The 17,730-nt window shown below is 63.9% G+C and carries 20 protein-coding genes; 7 read left to right on the plus strand and 13 right to left on the minus strand.

The features are described from left to right. The first annotated feature begins 92 nt into the window (after positions 1-92). Positions 93-1,391 (plus strand): DUF7405 family protein, encoded by a 1,299-nt coding sequence (locus KU306_RS10940; protein WP_258301936.1) that lies wholly within the window; start codon positions 93-95, stop codon positions 1,389-1,391. A gap of 21 nt (positions 1,392-1,412) precedes the next feature. On the opposite strand, the gene KU306_RS10945 is transcribed toward KU306_RS10940, so the two are convergent. The 3 genes from KU306_RS10945 to KU306_RS10955 all read right to left on the minus strand — a co-directional run bounded on the left by KU306_RS10945 (position 1,413) and on the right by KU306_RS10955 (position 3,486). After that, the gene (locus tag KU306_RS10945; protein WP_074792347.1) at positions 1,413-2,081 is read right to left on the minus strand and encodes a cytochrome c biogenesis protein CcdA; all 669 of its coding nucleotides are present in this window, start codon (positions 2,079-2,081) and stop codon (positions 1,413-1,415) included. Beyond that, a complete protein-coding gene (locus KU306_RS10950) occupies positions 2,081-2,662 on the minus strand; it encodes a TlpA family protein disulfide reductase (RefSeq protein ID WP_258301937.1) in 582 nt (193 codons plus the stop codon). The genes KU306_RS10945 and KU306_RS10950 overlap by 1 nt, the downstream gene beginning before the upstream one ends. Positions 2,663-2,796: 134 nt before the next feature. Then, positions 2,797-3,486, minus strand: a complete 690-nt coding sequence (locus KU306_RS10955; protein WP_258301938.1) for a DsbA family protein — start codon at positions 3,484-3,486, stop codon at positions 2,797-2,799. 163 nt (positions 3,487-3,649) lie between these two features. On the opposite strand from KU306_RS10955, the gene KU306_RS10960 reads away from it, so the two are divergent. The 3 genes from KU306_RS10960 to KU306_RS10970 all read left to right on the plus strand — a co-directional run bounded on the left by KU306_RS10960 (position 3,650) and on the right by KU306_RS10970 (position 4,762). Further along, a complete protein-coding gene (locus tag KU306_RS10960; RefSeq protein ID WP_007539665.1) occupies positions 3,650-4,000 on the plus strand; it encodes a 2Fe-2S iron-sulfur cluster-binding protein in 351 nt (116 codons plus the stop codon). Between the two features lie 66 nt (positions 4,001-4,066). Continuing rightward, entirely contained in the window at positions 4,067-4,285 is a 219-nt protein-coding gene (locus KU306_RS10965; protein WP_007539668.1) for a hypothetical protein, read from the plus strand. Between the two features lie 48 nt (positions 4,286-4,333). Continuing rightward, positions 4,334-4,762 (plus strand): RNA-binding protein, encoded by a 429-nt coding sequence (locus tag KU306_RS10970; RefSeq protein WP_007539670.1) that lies wholly within the window; start codon positions 4,334-4,336, stop codon positions 4,760-4,762. A 36-nt stretch (positions 4,763-4,798) separates the two neighbouring features. On the opposite strand, the gene KU306_RS10975 is transcribed toward KU306_RS10970, so the two are convergent. Further along, positions 4,799-5,362: a thioredoxin family protein gene (locus tag KU306_RS10975; RefSeq protein ID WP_258301939.1), complete on the minus strand. Its 564-nt coding sequence runs from the start codon at positions 5,360-5,362 to the stop codon at positions 4,799-4,801. 66 nt (positions 5,363-5,428) lie between these two features. Continuing rightward, positions 5,429-5,854 (minus strand): EamA family transporter, encoded by a 426-nt coding sequence (locus tag KU306_RS10980; protein ID WP_258301940.1) that lies wholly within the window; start codon positions 5,852-5,854, stop codon positions 5,429-5,431. A 201-nt stretch (positions 5,855-6,055) separates the two neighbouring features. On the opposite strand from KU306_RS10980, the gene KU306_RS10985 reads away from it, so the two are divergent. Beyond that, positions 6,056-6,253: a DUF7501 family protein gene (locus KU306_RS10985; protein ID WP_007539675.1), complete on the plus strand. Its 198-nt coding sequence runs from the start codon at positions 6,056-6,058 to the stop codon at positions 6,251-6,253. Between the two features lie 48 nt (positions 6,254-6,301). Here the strand turns inward: KU306_RS10985 and KU306_RS10990 are convergent, their stop codons facing one another. Next, positions 6,302-6,748, minus strand: a complete 447-nt coding sequence (locus tag KU306_RS10990; protein ID WP_258301941.1) for an ester cyclase — start codon at positions 6,746-6,748, stop codon at positions 6,302-6,304. Positions 6,749-6,908: 160 nt separating this feature from the next. Here KU306_RS10990 and KU306_RS10995 point away from each other — a divergent pair, with 160 nt between their 5' ends. Next, the gene (locus KU306_RS10995) at positions 6,909-7,076 is read left to right on the plus strand and encodes a hypothetical protein (RefSeq protein WP_169317597.1); all 168 of its coding nucleotides are present in this window, start codon (positions 6,909-6,911) and stop codon (positions 7,074-7,076) included. A 26-nt stretch (positions 7,077-7,102) separates the two neighbouring features. Here the strand turns inward: KU306_RS10995 and KU306_RS11000 are convergent, their stop codons facing one another. The 7 genes from KU306_RS11000 to KU306_RS11030 all read right to left on the minus strand — a co-directional run bounded on the left by KU306_RS11000 (position 7,103) and on the right by KU306_RS11030 (position 16,030). Continuing rightward, positions 7,103-8,341: an MFS transporter gene (locus tag KU306_RS11000; RefSeq protein ID WP_007539681.1), complete on the minus strand. Its 1,239-nt coding sequence runs from the start codon at positions 8,339-8,341 to the stop codon at positions 7,103-7,105. Between the two features lie 63 nt (positions 8,342-8,404). After that, positions 8,405-9,292, minus strand: coding sequence for a DUF58 domain-containing protein (locus KU306_RS11005; RefSeq protein ID WP_007539683.1), 888 nt, complete (start codon positions 9,290-9,292; stop codon positions 8,405-8,407). After that, entirely contained in the window at positions 9,289-10,317 is a 1,029-nt protein-coding gene (locus KU306_RS11010; RefSeq protein ID WP_425499524.1) for an AAA family ATPase, read from the minus strand. Before KU306_RS11010 ends, KU306_RS11005 begins: the two co-directional genes overlap by 4 nt. Beyond that, positions 10,310-11,242, minus strand: a complete 933-nt coding sequence (locus KU306_RS11015; RefSeq protein WP_258301942.1) for a DUF7502 family protein — start codon at positions 11,240-11,242, stop codon at positions 10,310-10,312. The genes KU306_RS11010 and KU306_RS11015 overlap by 8 nt, the downstream gene beginning before the upstream one ends. After that, positions 11,242-11,856 (minus strand): chromosome partition protein, encoded by a 615-nt coding sequence (locus tag KU306_RS11020; protein WP_007539689.1) that lies wholly within the window; start codon positions 11,854-11,856, stop codon positions 11,242-11,244. The genes KU306_RS11015 and KU306_RS11020 overlap by 1 nt, the downstream gene beginning before the upstream one ends. Continuing rightward, complete coding sequence (locus tag KU306_RS11025) at positions 11,853-14,234, minus strand: VWA domain-containing protein (protein WP_258301943.1); 2,382 nt, start codon at positions 14,232-14,234, stop codon at positions 11,853-11,855. The genes KU306_RS11020 and KU306_RS11025 overlap by 4 nt, the downstream gene beginning before the upstream one ends. After that, on the minus strand, positions 14,234-16,030 hold the full coding sequence (locus tag KU306_RS11030) for a DUF7408 domain-containing protein (protein ID WP_258301944.1): 1,797 nt from the start codon (positions 16,028-16,030) through the stop codon (positions 14,234-14,236). The genes KU306_RS11025 and KU306_RS11030 overlap by 1 nt, the downstream gene beginning before the upstream one ends. A 202-nt stretch (positions 16,031-16,232) precedes the next feature. On the opposite strand from KU306_RS11030, the gene arcD reads away from it, so the two are divergent. After that, positions 16,233-17,690, plus strand: a complete 1,458-nt coding sequence (arcD, locus tag KU306_RS11035; RefSeq protein WP_258301945.1) for an arginine/ornithine antiporter ArcD — start codon at positions 16,233-16,235, stop codon at positions 17,688-17,690. Positions 17,691-17,730 lie beyond the last annotated feature (40 nt).

Here is a 17,730-nt window from a genome sequence, read left to right on the forward strand (position 1 = left end):
TCGAACGCCACGCCGTCGGTTTGGATTCGAGAGGCGAACCAATTTCAGGCGCACACCAGAACCCACTTGCTTTCGAGGGCCAAATGCAGGGTATGTTCGATGGGGAGTCATCCCGCAGAGCGTTCCTGAAAGCCGCCGTCGCAGCAGGCGGTGCAGCGGCGCTTTCAGCGTGCCTCGACAGGGCACCCGACGAACCGGTCCCGTCGGGAACCGACGACCCCGCCGCCCTCCCGACTCGACAGCACGCCTGGAACGACGCGTGTCGGACCGACGAATACGGAAACGTCGAGATTCCGTCCCATCAGATTCTGCTCTATCTGACTCTCGACGGCGACGGCCCGCCGACGAAATCGGAGCGTGAGACCACCGAGAACGCCTTCCGCGTGCTCGACCGCGCATACGAACGAAGCCACGACGGACTGCTCTGGTCTGTCGCCTACTCGCCGCGGTACTTCTCTCGCTTCGACGAGCCACTCCCAGAGTCCCTCGACTTACCCGAACCGCGAGCCCTCTCACCGTTCGAGACGCCCGAATTCGACCGACAGGACGCACTCGTCCACCTCGCATCCGACAGAGCGGACGTCGTCTTGGAAGCAGAGCAGGCGCTCACGGGCGAGGTGGACGAGGCAAACGGTGTCGCGGTCGACACCGACCTCTCGGGCGTCTTTTCGGTCGCTGCCAGACGCACCGGGTTCGTCGGCTCCGGCCTGCCGGCGAAACACCAGTCGGACGTGAACGGTATCCCTGACGGCAACCCCGTCCCGAAGGCGTCGCCGCTGTTCATGGGCTTCAAAGCCGGTTTCGCCAAGAATCAGGCCACGGAGGACTACGTCACGCTCGACGACGGGCCGTTCGCGGGCGGCACGACGAAACACGTCGCCAACGTCCGGCAGCGACTCTCCGACTGGTACGACGAAGAAGACCGGTACCACCGCGTGATGAAGTTGTTCTCGCCCGGGCACGCCGAGGGCGAACTGGTCGACGGAATCGGTGCGAACCTCGGCGACGACAGCGGTATCGACGACATGGTCGACCGCATCCGCGACGACGCCGAAGAGTTCGGCCACGTCGGCCACGCCCAGAAAGCGGCCCGCGCCAACCGCGACGAGGATGGAAACGTCAAACTCCTCCGGCGTCACTTCGAGTCGGCAGACGACGGCGTCGCCAGCCTGCACTTCCCCTCGCTTCAGCGCGGAATCTCGGACTTCGAGGCGGTCCGCGAGGCGATGAACGGCACCGACCTCACCGACATTCCGACCATCCGCCAGCGGGTGAACAACGGGATTTTGGAGTACATCTTCGTCAAGCACCGCGGGAACTTCCTCGTGCCGCCGCGGGAGATTCGGGCGTTGCCGACGCCGACGGGCGACGCGCCGATGCCTGACGCCTGAACTCCTCCGAGACGACCCGATTCAAACGTATCCCAAGAACGACAGCGCCAGCCAAATCTGCCAGCCACCGGCCAGCACCATCACGACGGCGGCGACTTTCTGCACCGACCCGATGTACTGCGACAGCGACCTGATTCGACCGCTTCCGAGAGCGGCCAGTACGGTCACGACAGCGAGGGGGAGCGCCGCCGCCAGCGCGTACGCGCCGAGCGAAATCACGGCCTGTGGCGTCGGCAGCGCGAGCGACTGGGCGACGACGCCGAAGAAGATAGGGACGACGCAGCCCGCCGCAGCGAGACCGTACACCGCCCCGAAGATGCCGAACCCGGCGACTGAAGACCGGTACTGGGGTAGGACGACGTGGAGGTTCGGCGCTCGACCAGTGTACAGGAGGACACCGAAGACGACGAGCGCCGCGCCGACGATTGGCTCGAAGAGGGCGATTCGAGAGGCGATTTGCTGCCCGACGAGGACGAGAACGCCGGCGATGGCGGCGAGGACGACGAGCGCCGCGAGCGAGGCGACACCCCCGCGAACCACGGCCCCGCCGAGGTCGGCCTCCTCACGCGAGAGGTAGTAGCCGACGTAGCCCGGAAGCAGCGGGTAGGCGCATGGGGCGAAGAACGTCGTGACACCCGCGCCCACCGCGAACGCGAGCGTCCCGGCGAAAGCGGGGTCGAGACCGAGCATCAGCGCACGTCCTCGAGCGCCTCCCGGATGTTCGACTCGCTGGCGAGTCCGCGGTGCGTCCACGTTTTGGTGCCGTTCTCGTCGAAGACGACGAGGTACGGAAGACCGTTTGCGCGTACAGCACGCATGAGTTCGCTCTCGGGGTCGTGGCCGACGGTCCAGTTGCCGTCGTGGTCGGCCCACCACGACCGGATATCGTCCATGGTGAGGCCGCCGCCGAGTCGTTCGTTCGTAACCGAGACGAAGGCCACGTCGTCGCCGAACTCGTCGTGGAGCGTCCGAAGCGACTCCATCTGCGCGACACACGGCGCACACCACGTGGCGAAGAGGTCGAGGATGGTCGGCGTCCCCGCGACTGGGACACTGACCTCGCCCGCTTCGGACCCCTGTGCGTCGATGGTATCGACGACTAACGGGAGGTCACCACTGGCGGCGGACTCGGTGGACTCAGTGGCCGTTTCGGCCGTGTCAGTGGAACCGGCAGTATCGTCGGTTCCGCCGGGCGAACCGCCGCCGAGACACCCGGCGATTCCCGAGAGACCGACGCCCGCGAGTGCGCCGAGGTATCGACGGCGTCTCACGGGCCATCACCTCGGCGTCTCGGCATCGCCAATCGCGTCGCGTTCATACGCATGGCTAGTTCGTTTCCCCCTAAAGAACCGCTGGTGTCGTGCACGAATCGCGCTTCAGAGATGGTGTGTGTCTCGAATTCGGCTTATCGGGCGTTCTCGATGGCGGATTTTAGGTCTTCCCATCGCGGGGGGACCTGCTCGCCGTTCACGAGGACTGCCGGCGTGCCCTGGAAGCCACGGTTCTCTACGGCGTCTGTTCGTTGGGATTCGAGGAGTGGCCGATAGCGGTCGCGGGAGGCAGCGGCGGCGACCGAACACCCGTCGAGACCGGCGTCGTTGGCGAGGTCCCGAAGCGTCGAGAGGGACGCTTGGGTGTCGTTGCCACCGAACGTCGATTGATTCTCGAACAGCGTGTGCGCGAAGGCGAAGAACGTCTCGTCGTCGGCTTCGTCCTGTGCCGCGCGGGCGGCGGAGGCACCTTTCCACGACCACCACTCTTTGACCGGGAGCGGGAAGTCGTGGTGTCGGTACTGGACGACGCCGTCGGCGACGTACTCGGACTCGACCTGCGGAAGAACCTCCAGCGAGAAGGTCGCACAGTGAGGACAGGCGAAGTCTTCCCACGCATCGACGACGACAGGCGCGTCGTCGGGGCCCATCGTGGGTGTCGGGAGGGAATCGACTGGCTCGCGCTCCTCGATGCTGCAGCCGAGCGAAGCGATTGGGTCTTCTCCGTCGCTCTGGCTGTCACCACCGTTACCGAGGCACCCGGCGGTACCGAGCACCGCCGCCCCGGCCGTTGCTGCGAGGAACCTGCGTCGGGTCTGTTGCATAGCCGTTGTGAAGGGTGTCCCGTACTTAGGCCCACCGAGGTCTGTCGTTGGCGTCGAGTCGGCTGCCGAAACCGACGCGTTCGAGTCAGACGCCGAGAACGACACGCTGGAGCCTGCTGTCGAGAACGACACGTCTTAACGCGCTCGTCGCATCTCTGCAGTCGTGCCAACCGTCCACTTCCGCGGGCGCGAAATCGAATGTGACCGCGGTGCAGTCCTCCGGGACGTCCTCCGCGAGGCCGGGGAGTCACCGTACAACGGGAACGCGTCGTGGGCCAACTGCCGGGGTGTCGGCTGTTGTGGGACGTGTGCGGTCTCCGTCGAAGGCCCGGTCACTCACCGGACGAAGATGGAGGGCTGGCGTCTGAACTTCCCGCCGCACGACGGGCAACTCGGCGTCCGACTATCGTGTCAAACGCTCGTGCTGGGAGACCTCTGGGTCGAGAAGTATCCCGGATTCTGGGGTGAGGAGATGCCCGAAGCCGAGGATGACGAGACGGAAGGCAGCGACTAGCGTCGCCGGGGCGGGTCGCCGTGGGCAATCATCGTTCTTTTATTCGGTGACGCGGAAGTGAGGAGTATGAGCTTCGAGAAGGACGACAAGGTCGTTCTGCACGACAAACACAGCGAGTTCGACGGCGAAACCGGGACGGTCACGCAGGTCATCGAGAGCATGTTCGGCGAGCCGACCTACACCATCAGCTTCGACGAGGGACAGGAAGTCGGCATCCCGCAGGACCAGCTCGTCGCCGCCGGCGAAGCCGGAGACGCCGAAGACGCCGAAGCAGACGAAGAGTAACCTTCCGCACCGCCTCACCCGCGACATTTCTACATACGAACACACACGATGGCACGCGTTCCCTTTCACTACATAGACCTCCGCACGTTCTGCTACGAGACGGAAGACGACAAACGGGTCGAGGCGGCCCTCCGGACGTTCCTCCCCGAGGACTTCGAGATAGAGCGAATGGAGAGCACCGGACACCACGGCGACCGCATCATCGTCTTCTCCGCGCGAGTCGAGCGCGCCGACGAGGTGCGCTACGTGCTCTCGAAGATTCGCGACCTCCCCGACTTCGAGGGACTGCTGGACGAACTGGACGACCGCGTGACCGACAACACCGAGTTCTTCCTCCGACTCGACAAGCAGGCCGCATTCAAGGGAGAACCGCGGCGCGGGAACGGACTCACCCTCCGGGCCAAAGTCGAGGCGTACCCGGCGAAAAAGGAAGCCGCAGTCGAGAACGCCCGCGAGGCGCTTCTCGGCGACGAGTAGCGAAAGTCGTCAGGCTCTCTTCTCTTCAGTTTCGTCTCAGTTTTCGGTCCACTTGATAGAACAGCCCTGTGACGGGTACGCTTCGACGGGAATGTCGTCACCGGCGAGGACCGCTTCGACCGCGTCGCGCATCTCGTAGTCGGTCACTTCGTCGTCGGGACTCATCGCGTCGTCGATACGGGAGTGGAACACGAGTTCGAACGCGTCACCGGTGTTCTCGAAGAGGAACGGGTCGGGCGTACAGACCGCGCCGTAGGCTCTCGCCACATCCTGACTCTCGTCGCGGAGGTACGCGGTGTAGTCGATGGTGTCGTCGGCGACGAGTTCCTGCATCCGTTCGAACGAGTCGTCCGGGTAGTCCTCGTCGTCGTTCGGGTTGATGCCGACGACCGCGAGGTCGTCGTACGCGTCGGCGAGATAGTTCAGTTCGTCGAACTTCGCTTTCGCGTACGGGCAGTGGTTGCACGTGAACACGACGAGGAGCGCGTCGGAGTCGGCAAACGAGTCGAGTGAGTACGTCTCGCCGTCGGCACCAGGGAGTTCGAAGTCGGGTGCTTCGTCGCCGTGTTCCAGTTCCGAATCGGATTCCATCAAGACCATACCACGGGATTGGAACTCAGGAGACTAAAGCCGTTGGCCCCACCCCCGACGGTGTGTCCGCCCGAATCACTCGACAGAGACGAGAAAAACGGCGATGACGGCGAACGCGATGCCTGCGACTTTTCGCGCCGTGACGGGTTCGCCGAGTGCGACGATACCCACGACCGAGGAGACGGCGAGGAACATCCCGAAGACAGGGGCGACGATGGACACGGGACCGAGCGCGAGCGCCCGGTAGTACGAGAGGATACCGACCGCCAGACAGATACCGGCGAAGACGACGTAGGGGAGTTTCGAACTGACGATAGAGTCGGAGACGTTCTGCCCGGAGACGACGATGACGCCGAGCGTGGCGGTGACGAGGATACCGTTCGCGACGAGGGCGGCCACGTCGCTCGGAATCTTCCCTTGCCCGGTCGTCGCGACCTTCATCAGCGGTGCGACGAGCGAGTACGCACCGAGTGCGATGACAGCCCACGAGAGATAGTTCACTGAATAATCACCGTTCGGGTACGGGGTCTCCGTGGGGTATAGGGTTACGATTCGCCGAAACGAGCGTGACGCTGTAGCAAATTGTGTCGAGTCGTGGTGAGAGTTTACTAGGTCGTAGTAATACCATTCAGAATTTGAACTAGTAGAGCGAATTTTGAGATGTAGGAAACGTTTATCAAGTATTGTGGTGTATAGGTAGACATGTCCCAGGAAGTATCCCCCTCGGTCACCGCACACACGTGGGACGACCCGACCCGCTGCCCGTTTTGCCTCGCACAACTGGAGAGCGAAGGAGCAGGATTCATTGACCACCTCGACGAGAGCCCAATCTGCCAACAAGGATTCGGCATGTGGCGCGACGCCGTCGCAGACGACGTCGGCGGCGAGTGGTCCGGGTAAGCGACCGTCACTCCCCTTTTCCAAAAATAGTCGACGACGGATACTCGGTTATCCGGACAGCGTGCCGAGTTGTTCCATCATGTCCATCGTGTCTGCGCTGTTCCACTGCTCGACGACGAGGCCGCCCTCGAAGCGGACTTCGAACATCCCCCAGGTGTCGATTTTCCGGTTCGTCGCGGGAATGTCTCCTTGCGGACTTTCGAGCGTTCCGTCGTGGGTCCCCGTGAGTCGGTAGCGGCCGTAGACGAACTCGTCTCTCGCAATCACGTCGAAGACTTCGATGTGGAAATCGGAGAACGCGTCGTGGTACTTCTTCGCCCAGTCCTTGACGTCCTGCGTCCCGACTAACCCATCTGGCTCGGTCACGGCGTGCGTTTCGGCCAACGGGTCGTACATCTCGTCGACGATGTCGTAGTTCCCTTTGTTCCACAACTCTTCGGCAATCCGAAGCGCTGTCTCTCGGTTCTGTTGCTCCTGTTCGGTCGTTGCTGACATCTCTACTCCCCCCATGCTGAGAGACGACCGGTGACGACTTAGTAATGAATTGTTGCTGTCACGAACGTCCAGAGAGAATTCAACGAACGGTGTCGTTCAGGTTAACTTGCGACGGACTCAGAAGTCAAAAACTATCAGTGGTTAAACAATAGTGGTGTTCGTGCCCGAAACTGTCTCGCCAGTCGCGGTCTTCGTCCCCGCAATCGTCTTCGGCGGCATCGGTCTCTTCGTGTTCGACACGCTCGGGGCCGGTATCGGGGTCGTCCTCGGCGTCGCAATCGGCGTCCTCATGAGTCGCAGCGAGCGCCCTCGTGAGAACGCCGGTTAGGTGCCTATCGCGGTACCAGTGGCCGATTAGTCACTCGTCGCGACGTGTGGGTCACGCGCCGACCCATCCACGCGGCCCAGTAGCCACCACGTCAGTCCCAGCGAGACGAACCCGAGGACCGCGACGACCCCGAAAGCGACACGAACACTCGCGAGGTCGATGAGCGCGCCGAACGCCGGCGGTGCGACCGCGCCGCCGAGAGAGATACCGATTGTCACGACGGCGAACGTCTTGCCGAGGTCCGAACGCTCCGAGAGCCGGTCTGCGAGCGTCGAGCGCGCGGGCCGCGAGACGCTAATCGTCCCGCTGAAGGGTAAGACGAGGACGAGCAAGACGAGCGGGAGCGCGCCGGTCGCCAGCACCGCGGCGAGAATTCCGAGGGCCGCGTAGCCACCGAGTGCGACGTTTCCGGGACCGATGCGGTCCGTGAGCGCGCCGCCGAGTAAGATAGTCCCCGCACCAGTCACGAGCATGCCCGAGACGAGGAGGTTCGCCGTCCCGGGGTCGAGTGGGTAGGCTACGGAGAGGAGTTGCGGTGAGTACGTCCGAATACACCACGCAGCCGCCGAGGTCAGAAACGAGAGGAGCGCGAGTCCCAGCAGCCCCGACGAGGAGACGAGACCACGCGCACCCTGCCGAACGCCTGCCAGCGTCGGCCGCGAGTCGGGGCGGTCTTCGGGCGCTGGCTTTGCGACTTCGGGGCGAAGCGTGCGAGCGACTGGGAGTGCAACAAGCGCATATGCACCGCCGAGAATGGCGACGATACCGATGACCCAGCGCCACTCCAACCCGGCCGCGTCGGTGGCCGCGGCGATGGCGTAGGGTGCGGCAAAGCCGATTGACCCGCCGAGCGCGTGAATCGAGTAGGCGCGGCCGCGATTCGCTTCCGCAGTCGCCGCCGCGAGAAGCGGGTAGTGGGCGGGATGGTGGCCCGCGATACCGACGCCGAGGAGCGCCTGAGAGACGAGCAGCCACTCGTACGTGGGCGCGAGCGCGGTGGCGACGATACCGAGCGTCCCGACCACGAGCGAGATGGCGAACACGAGCGTTCGGCTTCGGGTGTCCGAGAGGTAGCCGAAGGGGAGTTGCAGGAGCGTCACGACGGCCCCCTGGACGCCGATTGCGAGGCCGATGGCCGCGATGCTCACGTCGAACTCGCCAGCGACGGTGCCGATGACGGGTGCGAGCGCGACCAGATAGGCGTGGTTGACGACGTGCGACCCGGCGACGAGGCCGACGACTCGCTTTCCCTGCGTCTCTGTCACGGGAGAGTGGTCGCTTGCGGCAGTAAAAAGTGACTCGTCCGCGGTGATACCGACCGCCGAGTCTTACCGTCTCGCTCGTTCCTGGCCGACTTGCATCCCCAACCAGAGGCTCGCGAAGGTGTCGAAGAAGTCCGCCCCCGTGTTCACAAGTTCGTGTTCGACGCCGAGCGACCGGCATCGGTCGTCTACGTCCTCGATGTGACGCTGGAGGCGCTCGTCGTACCGCTGTGCGGCCGACCCGCCGAAGTAGACGCGCTGTGTCTCGTCGGATTCGGGGTCTTCGAAGACGGCGTCGCCGGCGGCTTCGGGGCCGAGTTCTTCCGGCGTCAACACTTGTGCGACGAGCACGTCGTTGCGGGCGAGCGCGGCGAGACCCGCGGCCACGTCGTCGACGTCGAACAGCGCGTCGGTGACGACGAGGACGAGCGACCGCGAGTGGATGGTGTCGGCGTACGATTCCAGTGCCGTCTGAACGTCGCCGTCACCTGACGGGGTTGTCTCGTTGAGGTGGTCGACGAGACGCAGTATCTCCCCTCGGCTCGACCCGCCGGTGTCGATTCGCTCCGCCGAGTCCCCGACGAGCGAGAACCTGAAGTCGTTGTTCTCTTCGGACGTGAGGTGGCAGAACCCGAGACCGAGCTTCGCCGCATATTCGAACTTGTGCGTCTCTCCCTCGCCGAAGTCCATCGAGGCCGTGGCGTCGAGGAGGACGTGAACGGTCAGGTTTCGCTCCGCCTCGTAGCGCTTGATGAACAGTTCCTCGGTGCGAGCGTAGACTTTCCAGTCGATGAGACGCGGGTCGTCGCCGGCGACGTACCGGCGGTGGTCGCTGAAGGTCAGCCCCTCGCCAACGTCTTGGGATTGCTGCTCGCCTTGGAGTTGCGCGTTCGACAGTCGCTTCAGCGAGGTGTCGAACCGGTCGAGTTCGTCGAGGAAGCCGGGGTCTATCATTCGATCAGGCGCTGGATGGCGTCGTCGGGCGTGAGTCCCTCACGTTCGGCGCGGAAGTCGAGGATGATGCGGTGGCGGATGACCGGTGGTGCCATCTCGGCCACGTCCTCCCACGAGACGTGGGTGCGGCCGTGGATGAACGCGCGCGCCTTGGCCGCGAGGACGAGCGCCATGCTCGCGCGGGGACTGGCTCCGAACTCGATGGCGTCGTCGTTGCGCGTCTTTCTGACCAGTTCGATGGCTCTGTCGCGGATGTCGTCGGCGATAGGGACCTGCCGGACGAGTTGCTGTGCCGCCAGCAAGTGCTTCCGAGGGAGGACGCGTTCGATTTCGGGGACAGTCCCGCCTTCGGCGTACTGCTGGACGATGGTTCGCTCCTCGTCGAACTCCGGGTAGGTGACGAGAATCTTCATCAGGAAGCGGTCGGTCTGCGCCTCCGGAAGCGGGTAGGTCCCGCCTTGGTCGATAGGGTTCTGCGTCGCGAGGACGAAGAACGGTTTCGGGAGTTGGTACGTTTCGCCCGCGGCAGTGACCTGCTTTTCCTGCATCGCTTCGAGCAGGGCGGCCTGCGTCTTCGGTGTCGCCCGGTTTATCTCGTCGGCGAGGACGACGTTCGCGAAGATGGGGCCGCGTTCGAAGACGAACTCGCGGCCGTCGGACGTCTCGCGGATAATCTCGGTGCCGGTGATGTCAGACGGCATCAAGTCCGGCGTGTTCTGGATGCGAGAGAACTGGAGGTCCGTCGCCTCGGTCAGTGCTCTGACGAGCGTCGTCTTCCCGAGTCCGGGGTTCGATTCGAGCAGTGCGTTCCCGTCACAGAGGATACAGACGAGCAGTCGCTCGACGACCTCGTGTTGGCCGATGATTCGCTTTCCGACCTCTGATTTGACGGCCGCGACGCTCGATTGGAGGTCTTCGAGACTCATCTCCGAGAGCGCCACGCCCGAGGTCGCGGACGTGTCGGTTCCTGTCTGTACGTCGGTGTCGTCGGGGGTATCCCAATTCCAGTCTTGTTCGTCACTCATCGTCTTGGTCGCGTATCTTGAGCGTGTAGTCGCGAATCAGTGCAGCATCGTCGAGGGTGTCGTCGGCGAGATAGCCCGCGCGCTGGCTCTCGACGTCGGCGTCGCTACTGTACCCCGTCGAGTCGTACGCTGTCGCCGACGACGACGGAGAGTCGTCTCCTTGACCGGTCCCGCCGAGCGTCGCGTTCAGTTCGTCGGACCCCGCCGAGACGTCTTCGGGGTCTCCAAGAATCGAACTTCCGTTTTCCAGTTCGCTCTGGCGGTAGCTCCCGTCTCTGTCGCTGTCGGCGAGTTGGCCGTCCCCACCGTTGATTCCCGCCACTTCGATGTCGGCGATGGCGACGTGAATACTCGCCGCCGAGAGCGCGATGACGACGACCACCGTGAGAGCGACGCGGCGAGTCGGAAGCAACTCCACAGAAGAAGCCGAGCGTAACCGCGAAAGCACGTCTTCGTAGAGTGCGACGACCATTCGAGAGTCGCTGTCGTCGTCGAGCGTGTCCCGTGCCGTCCGGAGCGCCTCGGACACCTCTGGGTTCACCGACTCGAACTGCTCGACCGGTGGCCGTCGCATCCGAAACGCGTACTCGCCGAGCGCGACGAGGACGCCGACGAGGAGGGCAATCGGAACGGCAGGGTGAATCGAGACGGCGGAGTCGATGCCGGGAACGCGAGCGAGCGAGAGTTCGGTCGGAAGCGCCGAGATGCGGATGGTTCGGAGCGCGACGTTAGTCAGAAGCGCCGCGACCGCACCGTCGGCGACACTCGGAACGATGGCCGCTTTCTTCGCCTCCCGACGGACGGCCCGAACGGCCCCGTTCATCTGCGTCGAGAGGTCGTCCGCCGACGAGTCAGACGCAGACGCGTGTTCGTCACTCGCGGGAGCGCTGTCGGCTTCGTCGGGTGTGGAGTCGTCAGATGGCATTACGTACACACATCCGGTTTGTCACCCTCGATTTCGGCACAGGCGGTGTCGAGGTCGTCTTGGAGGTCGTCGATTTGGTCTTCGAGTTGGTTGATTTCGACTTCGAGGTCGTCGATTTGCTCGTTGAGTTTCTCGTTCGTCTCGGAGAGGTCTTCGTTGCCCGCTTCGAGGTCGTTGATGCGGTTCTGTAACTTGTTTTTATCCGCCTGAAGCTGTTCGATACTGCCGCGGGCGTCACGGAGTTCAGCCCGTGCTTGCAGGAGTTCGTCTTTGGTCTCGAAGAGTTCCTCTTCCGTCGTCGACAGCTCTTGTCTGGACGATTCGAGCTGTTCTTCGGTCTCTTCGAGGTCTTTCGAGACCTGCGAGACGTCACCCCGCGTTCGAGAGAGACTCTCGTTTAACTCTCTGAGGTCTGTCCTGACTGCAGAGAGGTTTTCGCGCGTCTGCGAGAGTTCCGATTCGAGCGCCTCGTTTCGGTCCCGAAGCTGGTCGTTCTGCTGGTCGAGAGAGTCGACAGAGTGTTGATAATACATCGTTGCCCCGACTGTCCCGGTCGTCAGAAGGACGACGAGGGCAACGAGACTGAGGTTCAGGGACCGGCCGATGAAACTCATATCAATCCACCTTCACTTCGCGTTCGGCCCCGATACACTTGAACTCGCCGGAGGAGCACCTCGCCGAGGTAGAGGAGGAACGCTGCGAGGACGAACGCCCTCGCCCAGTCGTCGCGTACGGGTCGCACACCGGATGCATTGTCGCGAGCGGACGTGGCTATTTCGGCTGCCTGGTTCGGCGAGTACAGTTGCCCGCCGGTGTCGGAGACGGCGGCTTTGAGCTGTGGCGATAGCCCGAACCCGGCGTACTCGGCTGGGTAGTTCGCAGCGAACGACGTGTCGAGCACGCTGTGGAAGCCTTGCTCGGTCGGCGTGGCAGTCGCGTGGTAGACGCCGGGGTTGACCGACGAGAACGTGAGGTTTCCGCCGCTCGGTCGGGACTCGCCGCGATAGACGACCGTTACGGGCGTCCCGACACGAGTGTCACCGACGGTGGTGACGCCGGTGGCCTTCCGGTCCGGGTCGCCGACGACGTAATTCGTGGACTTCGTGAGTAACAGCGAGTCGGGGCGGCTGAGCAGGCCATCGAGCGAGCCGTCAGCCCCGTAGGTCGTGATGGTTGCAACCCGCCCGAGTCCGTACCGCCACGACGCCACGGCGGGCGTTCCGTCGTCCGACGCGACGAGGAAGTTCGCACCGCTTCGGATAGAGACGTCGTTGGTGTTTCCGGGGTTCGCGGTCAGCTTCACGCCGGAGGTGACGAAATCGTTCTGGTCGACGATAGTCAATCCGCTCCCCGCGTACTGCCTGTTTGCGCCGCCGAAGAGGATTCTGAGTCGGCTCGTTTCGTCGGCGCGCAAGTAGTTGCCACCGGAGGCTTGCGCAATCGAGCGCAGGGTCTGTTCGTTCGGGTTCGGTCCGGTGCCGATAGTCACGACGCGGACGCCCTCGCGACCGAGTTGCTCCGCGATGACCGACGCATCTTCGAATCGGTCGTGACCGTCACTGATGAGGATAATCGTCCCGCGCTGGTCGTCGAGGAGTTGTGACGCTCCATCGAGTCCGACGGCGATGTCCGTCGCCCCACCCGAGGAGAGACGACGGATGAGGTCGGCCGTCGATTCACGGTTCGGACCGAGCGGGCGAAGCGGAGCGACCTCGTAGGCGCGGTAGTTGAACCCGACGATGCCGACCTTGTTGTCGTCGCCGAGTTGGTCGAGCGCGTCGAGTGCGACGGCCTTCTGGACGCGCATTCCCGACTCCGCGCTGCCGGAGACGTCGATTGCGAAGACGAGATTCGTACTTTGGCCGGTGCTCTCGCCGGTCGTGACGGGGAGGGTCGACGCGAGTTGTGACCCTTTGTAGGCTCCGTTCTCGAAGGAGTTCGCACCGCCTGCGACGAGTAGTCCGCCGCCGTCGATGACGAATCGCTGGAGCGCGTCGACGTTGCCGACGTCACGGGCGTGCATATCCTGCAAGACGACAGCGTGGTACGGCGAGAGGTCGTCAGGAACCTCCTCTGCGACCTCTAAATCGTACAACTCCGAGAGGTAGTCGCGGAAGGGGTACGACCCCCGCGAGACGTACAGCACCTTCGGCGGTTCGACGACGCGAACCGTCTTGTGGAAGACGTCGTTGGTGTCGAACTGGTCGTCGGCGTCGATGCGCGCGGTCAGTTGGTACGTGCCGACGGTGTCGAACGTCTGCGTGAACTCGACCGAGCCGGGCGATGCGACCGTCTCACGCCGAATCTCCTGTCCGTCGACTTCGACGACGAGTTCGACGCTCTGGGTCTCGTCCGGTGAGACCCCGCCGACCTGCGCGAGGAAGGCGTTTTCGACGCCGACGCTCGTCTTCGCCGGGCCGTTGAGCGAGACGTACTGCTCGGCAGAGTCCGGTTCGGGAGCGACGGCACTCACCGTCGCGTTCATACTCCGAGCCAACTCGGTCGCGGAGGCGAGGGTGCGCCCGCTCGTCACGCGACCATCCGATAGCAGGACGACAGTGCCATCGGGCCGCGTGTTCGCCGCGAGCGCGTTGCCGAGCGGGGATTCGTCACCCTGTGCGACCGTCGAGACAGTCGCTGGGACTCCTTCGTCTTCGATTCGGCTGGCGAGCCCCGACGCCACGTCGGGTGAGACGGCCATACTGTCGGATTCGTCCACCAGAAGCGTCACGTGGGGTTCGCCCTCGGTCTGTCTGGTTTCGATAGTGTACGGTCCTGCCGCGGCGACGACGAGGAAGACGATGACGAGGATGCGCGAGGCGAGGAGCAACCGGCGAGACCGTTCACCCGCAGTTCCCGCCGTGCGCCTGAAGATGATGCCCCAGGCGAGGATGACCGCCACTGGAATCACGAGCAGGAACAGCGGCCGTTCGAGGCCGAGCGTGCGGCCAGCAATCTCTGTCGTCCACGCGAGGAGCGGAAGCACAGCCATCAGAGGTCACCCCGCTTTCGGAGGTACGCGAGTTCGACGAACGTGATTGCGAGTGCGACCAGCGCGGCCCACTCGGTCAGCGGGTCGGGAACCAGCCGTTCTTCGACCCGCGTCGGAGCGGCCGACGACCGCTCTTGGTCGTCGAGCGACTCGGCGGCGACGTCCGATTCAGACTCGCTGAGCAGGCCGACAGCGTACGTGTTCTCACCCGCGCTGTAGAAGCCGGACTCGTCGAGTAGGACCTCCGGACCGGTCGCGGTCCCACTCGGCGTCTGTACCGACTGGTTCGGTCCGACTGTGAGTGTCCCGCCGGTCTGTCGGTTCAGTTCGGCCAGTGTCGGCCGCCCGGCGAGGTGGAACACCGCCCGTTTCCAGAAGACCGGGTACTGGTAGTTGTATTTGAACGCGGAGTCGTCTTGCATAAAGCCGTAGTACAGAATCCGGCCTGCACCTCGGTCAGCGGTGGCGACGAGGGGCGACCCATCTTCTGCCGTGACGTGTGCGCTCCCCTCTCGCAACTGGCCGACGTGGTACTTGTTCGGCGGTGGGAACGTGATATCCCGAGTGAGTTCGTGGTCCGAGACGGTGCCGATAGTCGGGTTCGCTTTCATGCCCTCCGATTCGACCAAGAGTAAGTTCCCGTAGTCAGGCAGTTCCGACTGGGCCTGTATCGCGACGCCCCCACCGTCTTCGACGACCTCACGTCCCGCGTCGATGTTCCCTCTGAGGATGCGTTCTTTGTTGACGTTGCTGTAGACGATGACGTCGTAGTCCGGGGTGACGCTCGTCGGCGGGTTATCGACCGTCAGCGTCACTTCGGGAATGACAGAGAGTGCGGCCGTGAGGAACCGGTTCTCGTCGTTGGTGAGGACGAGCACGTCGATAGACTCGTCCGTCGGCGCGGCGATTGCCAGTTGGTCGTCGGTCGAGAAGTCGTCACCCGGTGAGAGAGAGACTTGGCCGCCACCCGACGGAACCGGGAACGTGGCCGTTCCCACGTCGCCCGCGCCGAGTGTGACCTGTCGGGAGGTCCCCGAAAGCGACACCGTTCGCGTCACCTCGGCGTCGCCGTAGTTCTTCACCGTCACCGTGACGTTCTTCCCGGAGAAACGTCGGTCGACGATACCAACGTTCGCGTCGCCACCGCCTGCGAACTGACGCAGTTCGACGACGATGTCTCGGGCGCGCGCCTCACGGACTGCATCCTGCCACGGCGAGTCGTCCGCGAAGTCGCTGAGGACCACGATTCGAGCGTCTTTTCCGGCGACTGCCGCGGCAGTCGTGATTGCCGCTCTGAGGTCGCCCGACGCGGCAGTCACGGAGAGTCCGTCGAGGGTCGCCCGTGCGTCGGTTGCGCTACCGCGGCGGAGCGCGACACTATCGGTCGGTCCGGAGACGACCACCGACGTCGTGCCGCTCACCTCGTCGCGGGCGGCATCGAGTGCCCGCTGAAAGCGCGTTCCACCGCCGTCCGAGACCCCCATACTCGCGCTGGCGTCGACGACGAGCACTGTCTCGGAGGCGGTCTCCGACTCCGGCACGAGCACGTACGGAGTCGCGAGCGAGCCAACCAGCGCCACGATAGCCAACAGTTGCACGAGCAAGAGAACACTTCGGAGAAGTCTGTCAAATATCGGATTCGATGCGTTTCGCCCCGCCGAATCTGCGAGGAACCGAAACGTCGGGAGCGTGCGACGAACCGGCTCCGGCCGCAGGAAGTAGAGGATGACGAGGGGTATAGCCCCGAGCAGGGCGACCAGCCCCAGCGGAAATAAGAAGAACTCTTCGAGGACCATGCGGGAGTCGTGGCACGCTTCTGTGAAGGAGCTTTCCCTCTGAGTGACACGTTCCCGAAATCCGAACAGTTTACTCCGCCTATGGAATCAAATATGCTTGACACGCATTTAGTTGTCAGATTAGAATACGACAATGCATAACAATGCACTTGATTCATATTACGACAACATTTTATGCTCTAAGGTAATTCTCTGAGCTACGATGGTAACTGACAGATACACGCCGCGGTCGTACGACGACCTCGAACCCGAGACGCGCCCGAGTTTTGCACAGGCGCTCGTCCCGGTCGTCGGGCTCGTCTTGTTCCTCGGCATCGGGTCGGCGCTGTTGAAGCTCGACCCTCACATCCCACTCATCTGGAGTATCGCGCTCGTCGGGCTTCTCGGCCGATACGTCTGGGGCTACTCCTGGGACGACCTCTACGCCGGTATCGACCGCAGTCTCTCGATGGGGCTGCAAGCACTCCTCATCCTGTTTACTATCTACGGCGTCGTCGCGACGTGGGTCGCCGCGGGGACGATTCCGACGCTGATGGCCTACGGACTCGACCTGCTTTCTCCGCAAGTGTTCCTCCCGGCGACCGCCCTGCTCGTCGGTGTCGCCACGTTCGCAATCGGGTCGTCGTGGACGGCGGTCGGAACACTCGGCGTCGCCTTCATCGGCATCGGCTCGGGACTCGGCGTTCCCGAACCGATGACTGCCGGTGCTATCCTCACCGGCGCGTACGCAGGTGACAAGCAGTCGCCGCTCTCGGACACGACGAACCTCGCGGCGGCCGTCACCAACACCGACCTCTACGACCACATCCGCGCGATGCGGACTGGGACGCTCGTCGCGTTCGGCCTCTCTGTCGCCGGGTTTGCCGTACTCGGACTGGGCGTTTCCGGTACCATCCCCGCGGGCCAAATCGCCGACATCCAAGCCGCGCTCGCATCCACCTACGACATCACGCTCCTCGCGTTCCTCCCGCTCGTCGTCACGTTCGGCCTCGCCGCCGCCGGTTTCCCCGCACTGACTGTCCTTCTCGCGGGGGCGTTCGCAGGTGCCTTCACGAGCATTCTCGTGCAGGGCGCGTCCTTCGTCGACGCGTGGCAGGTCTTCATGAGCGGAACGTCCCCGGAAACGGGCTCTGAACTCGTCAACAGCCTGCTCGCGTCCGGCGGTGTCTCCGGGTCCGCGTGGACAATCGCCATCGTCGTCGCAGCACTGACGCTCGGCGGCCTCCTCGAACAGACGGGCGTCCTCGCCGTCCTCGCCCACCGCCTCGAACAGGGCGTGAAAAACACCGGGTCGCTGGTGGCTGCGACCGGTGTCTCCGCAATCCTGACCAACGCGCTGACCGCTCAACAGTACATGAGCATCGTCGTCCCCGGCATGACGCTCCGCAACACCTACGACGAGTTCGGACTCGACAACTCGGACCTCTCGCAGGCAATCGAATCCGCCGGGACGCCGACCGGCGCGCTGTTCCCGTGGCACGCTGGTGGCGCGTACATGTCCGGCGTTCTCGGGGTTGCGACGCTCTCGTACGCACCGTACTACCTGTTCGGCTACCTCTCGCCACTGGTGTTGTTCGCCTTCGTGGTGGCTGGTATCGGGTTCGCTGGGGATGCCTCGCCGCAGTCCGAGCACCCGTCAGCGAGCCCTGCGGACGATTGAGTAGCGAGCAGTTGGCGGGCTTGGGTAGCGGCCCTCCGTC

Origin of the sequence: Haloferax larsenii (genome assembly GCF_024730625.1) — an archaeon.
Lineage (GTDB): Archaea > Halobacteriota > Halobacteria > Halobacteriales > Haloferacaceae > Haloferax > Haloferax larsenii.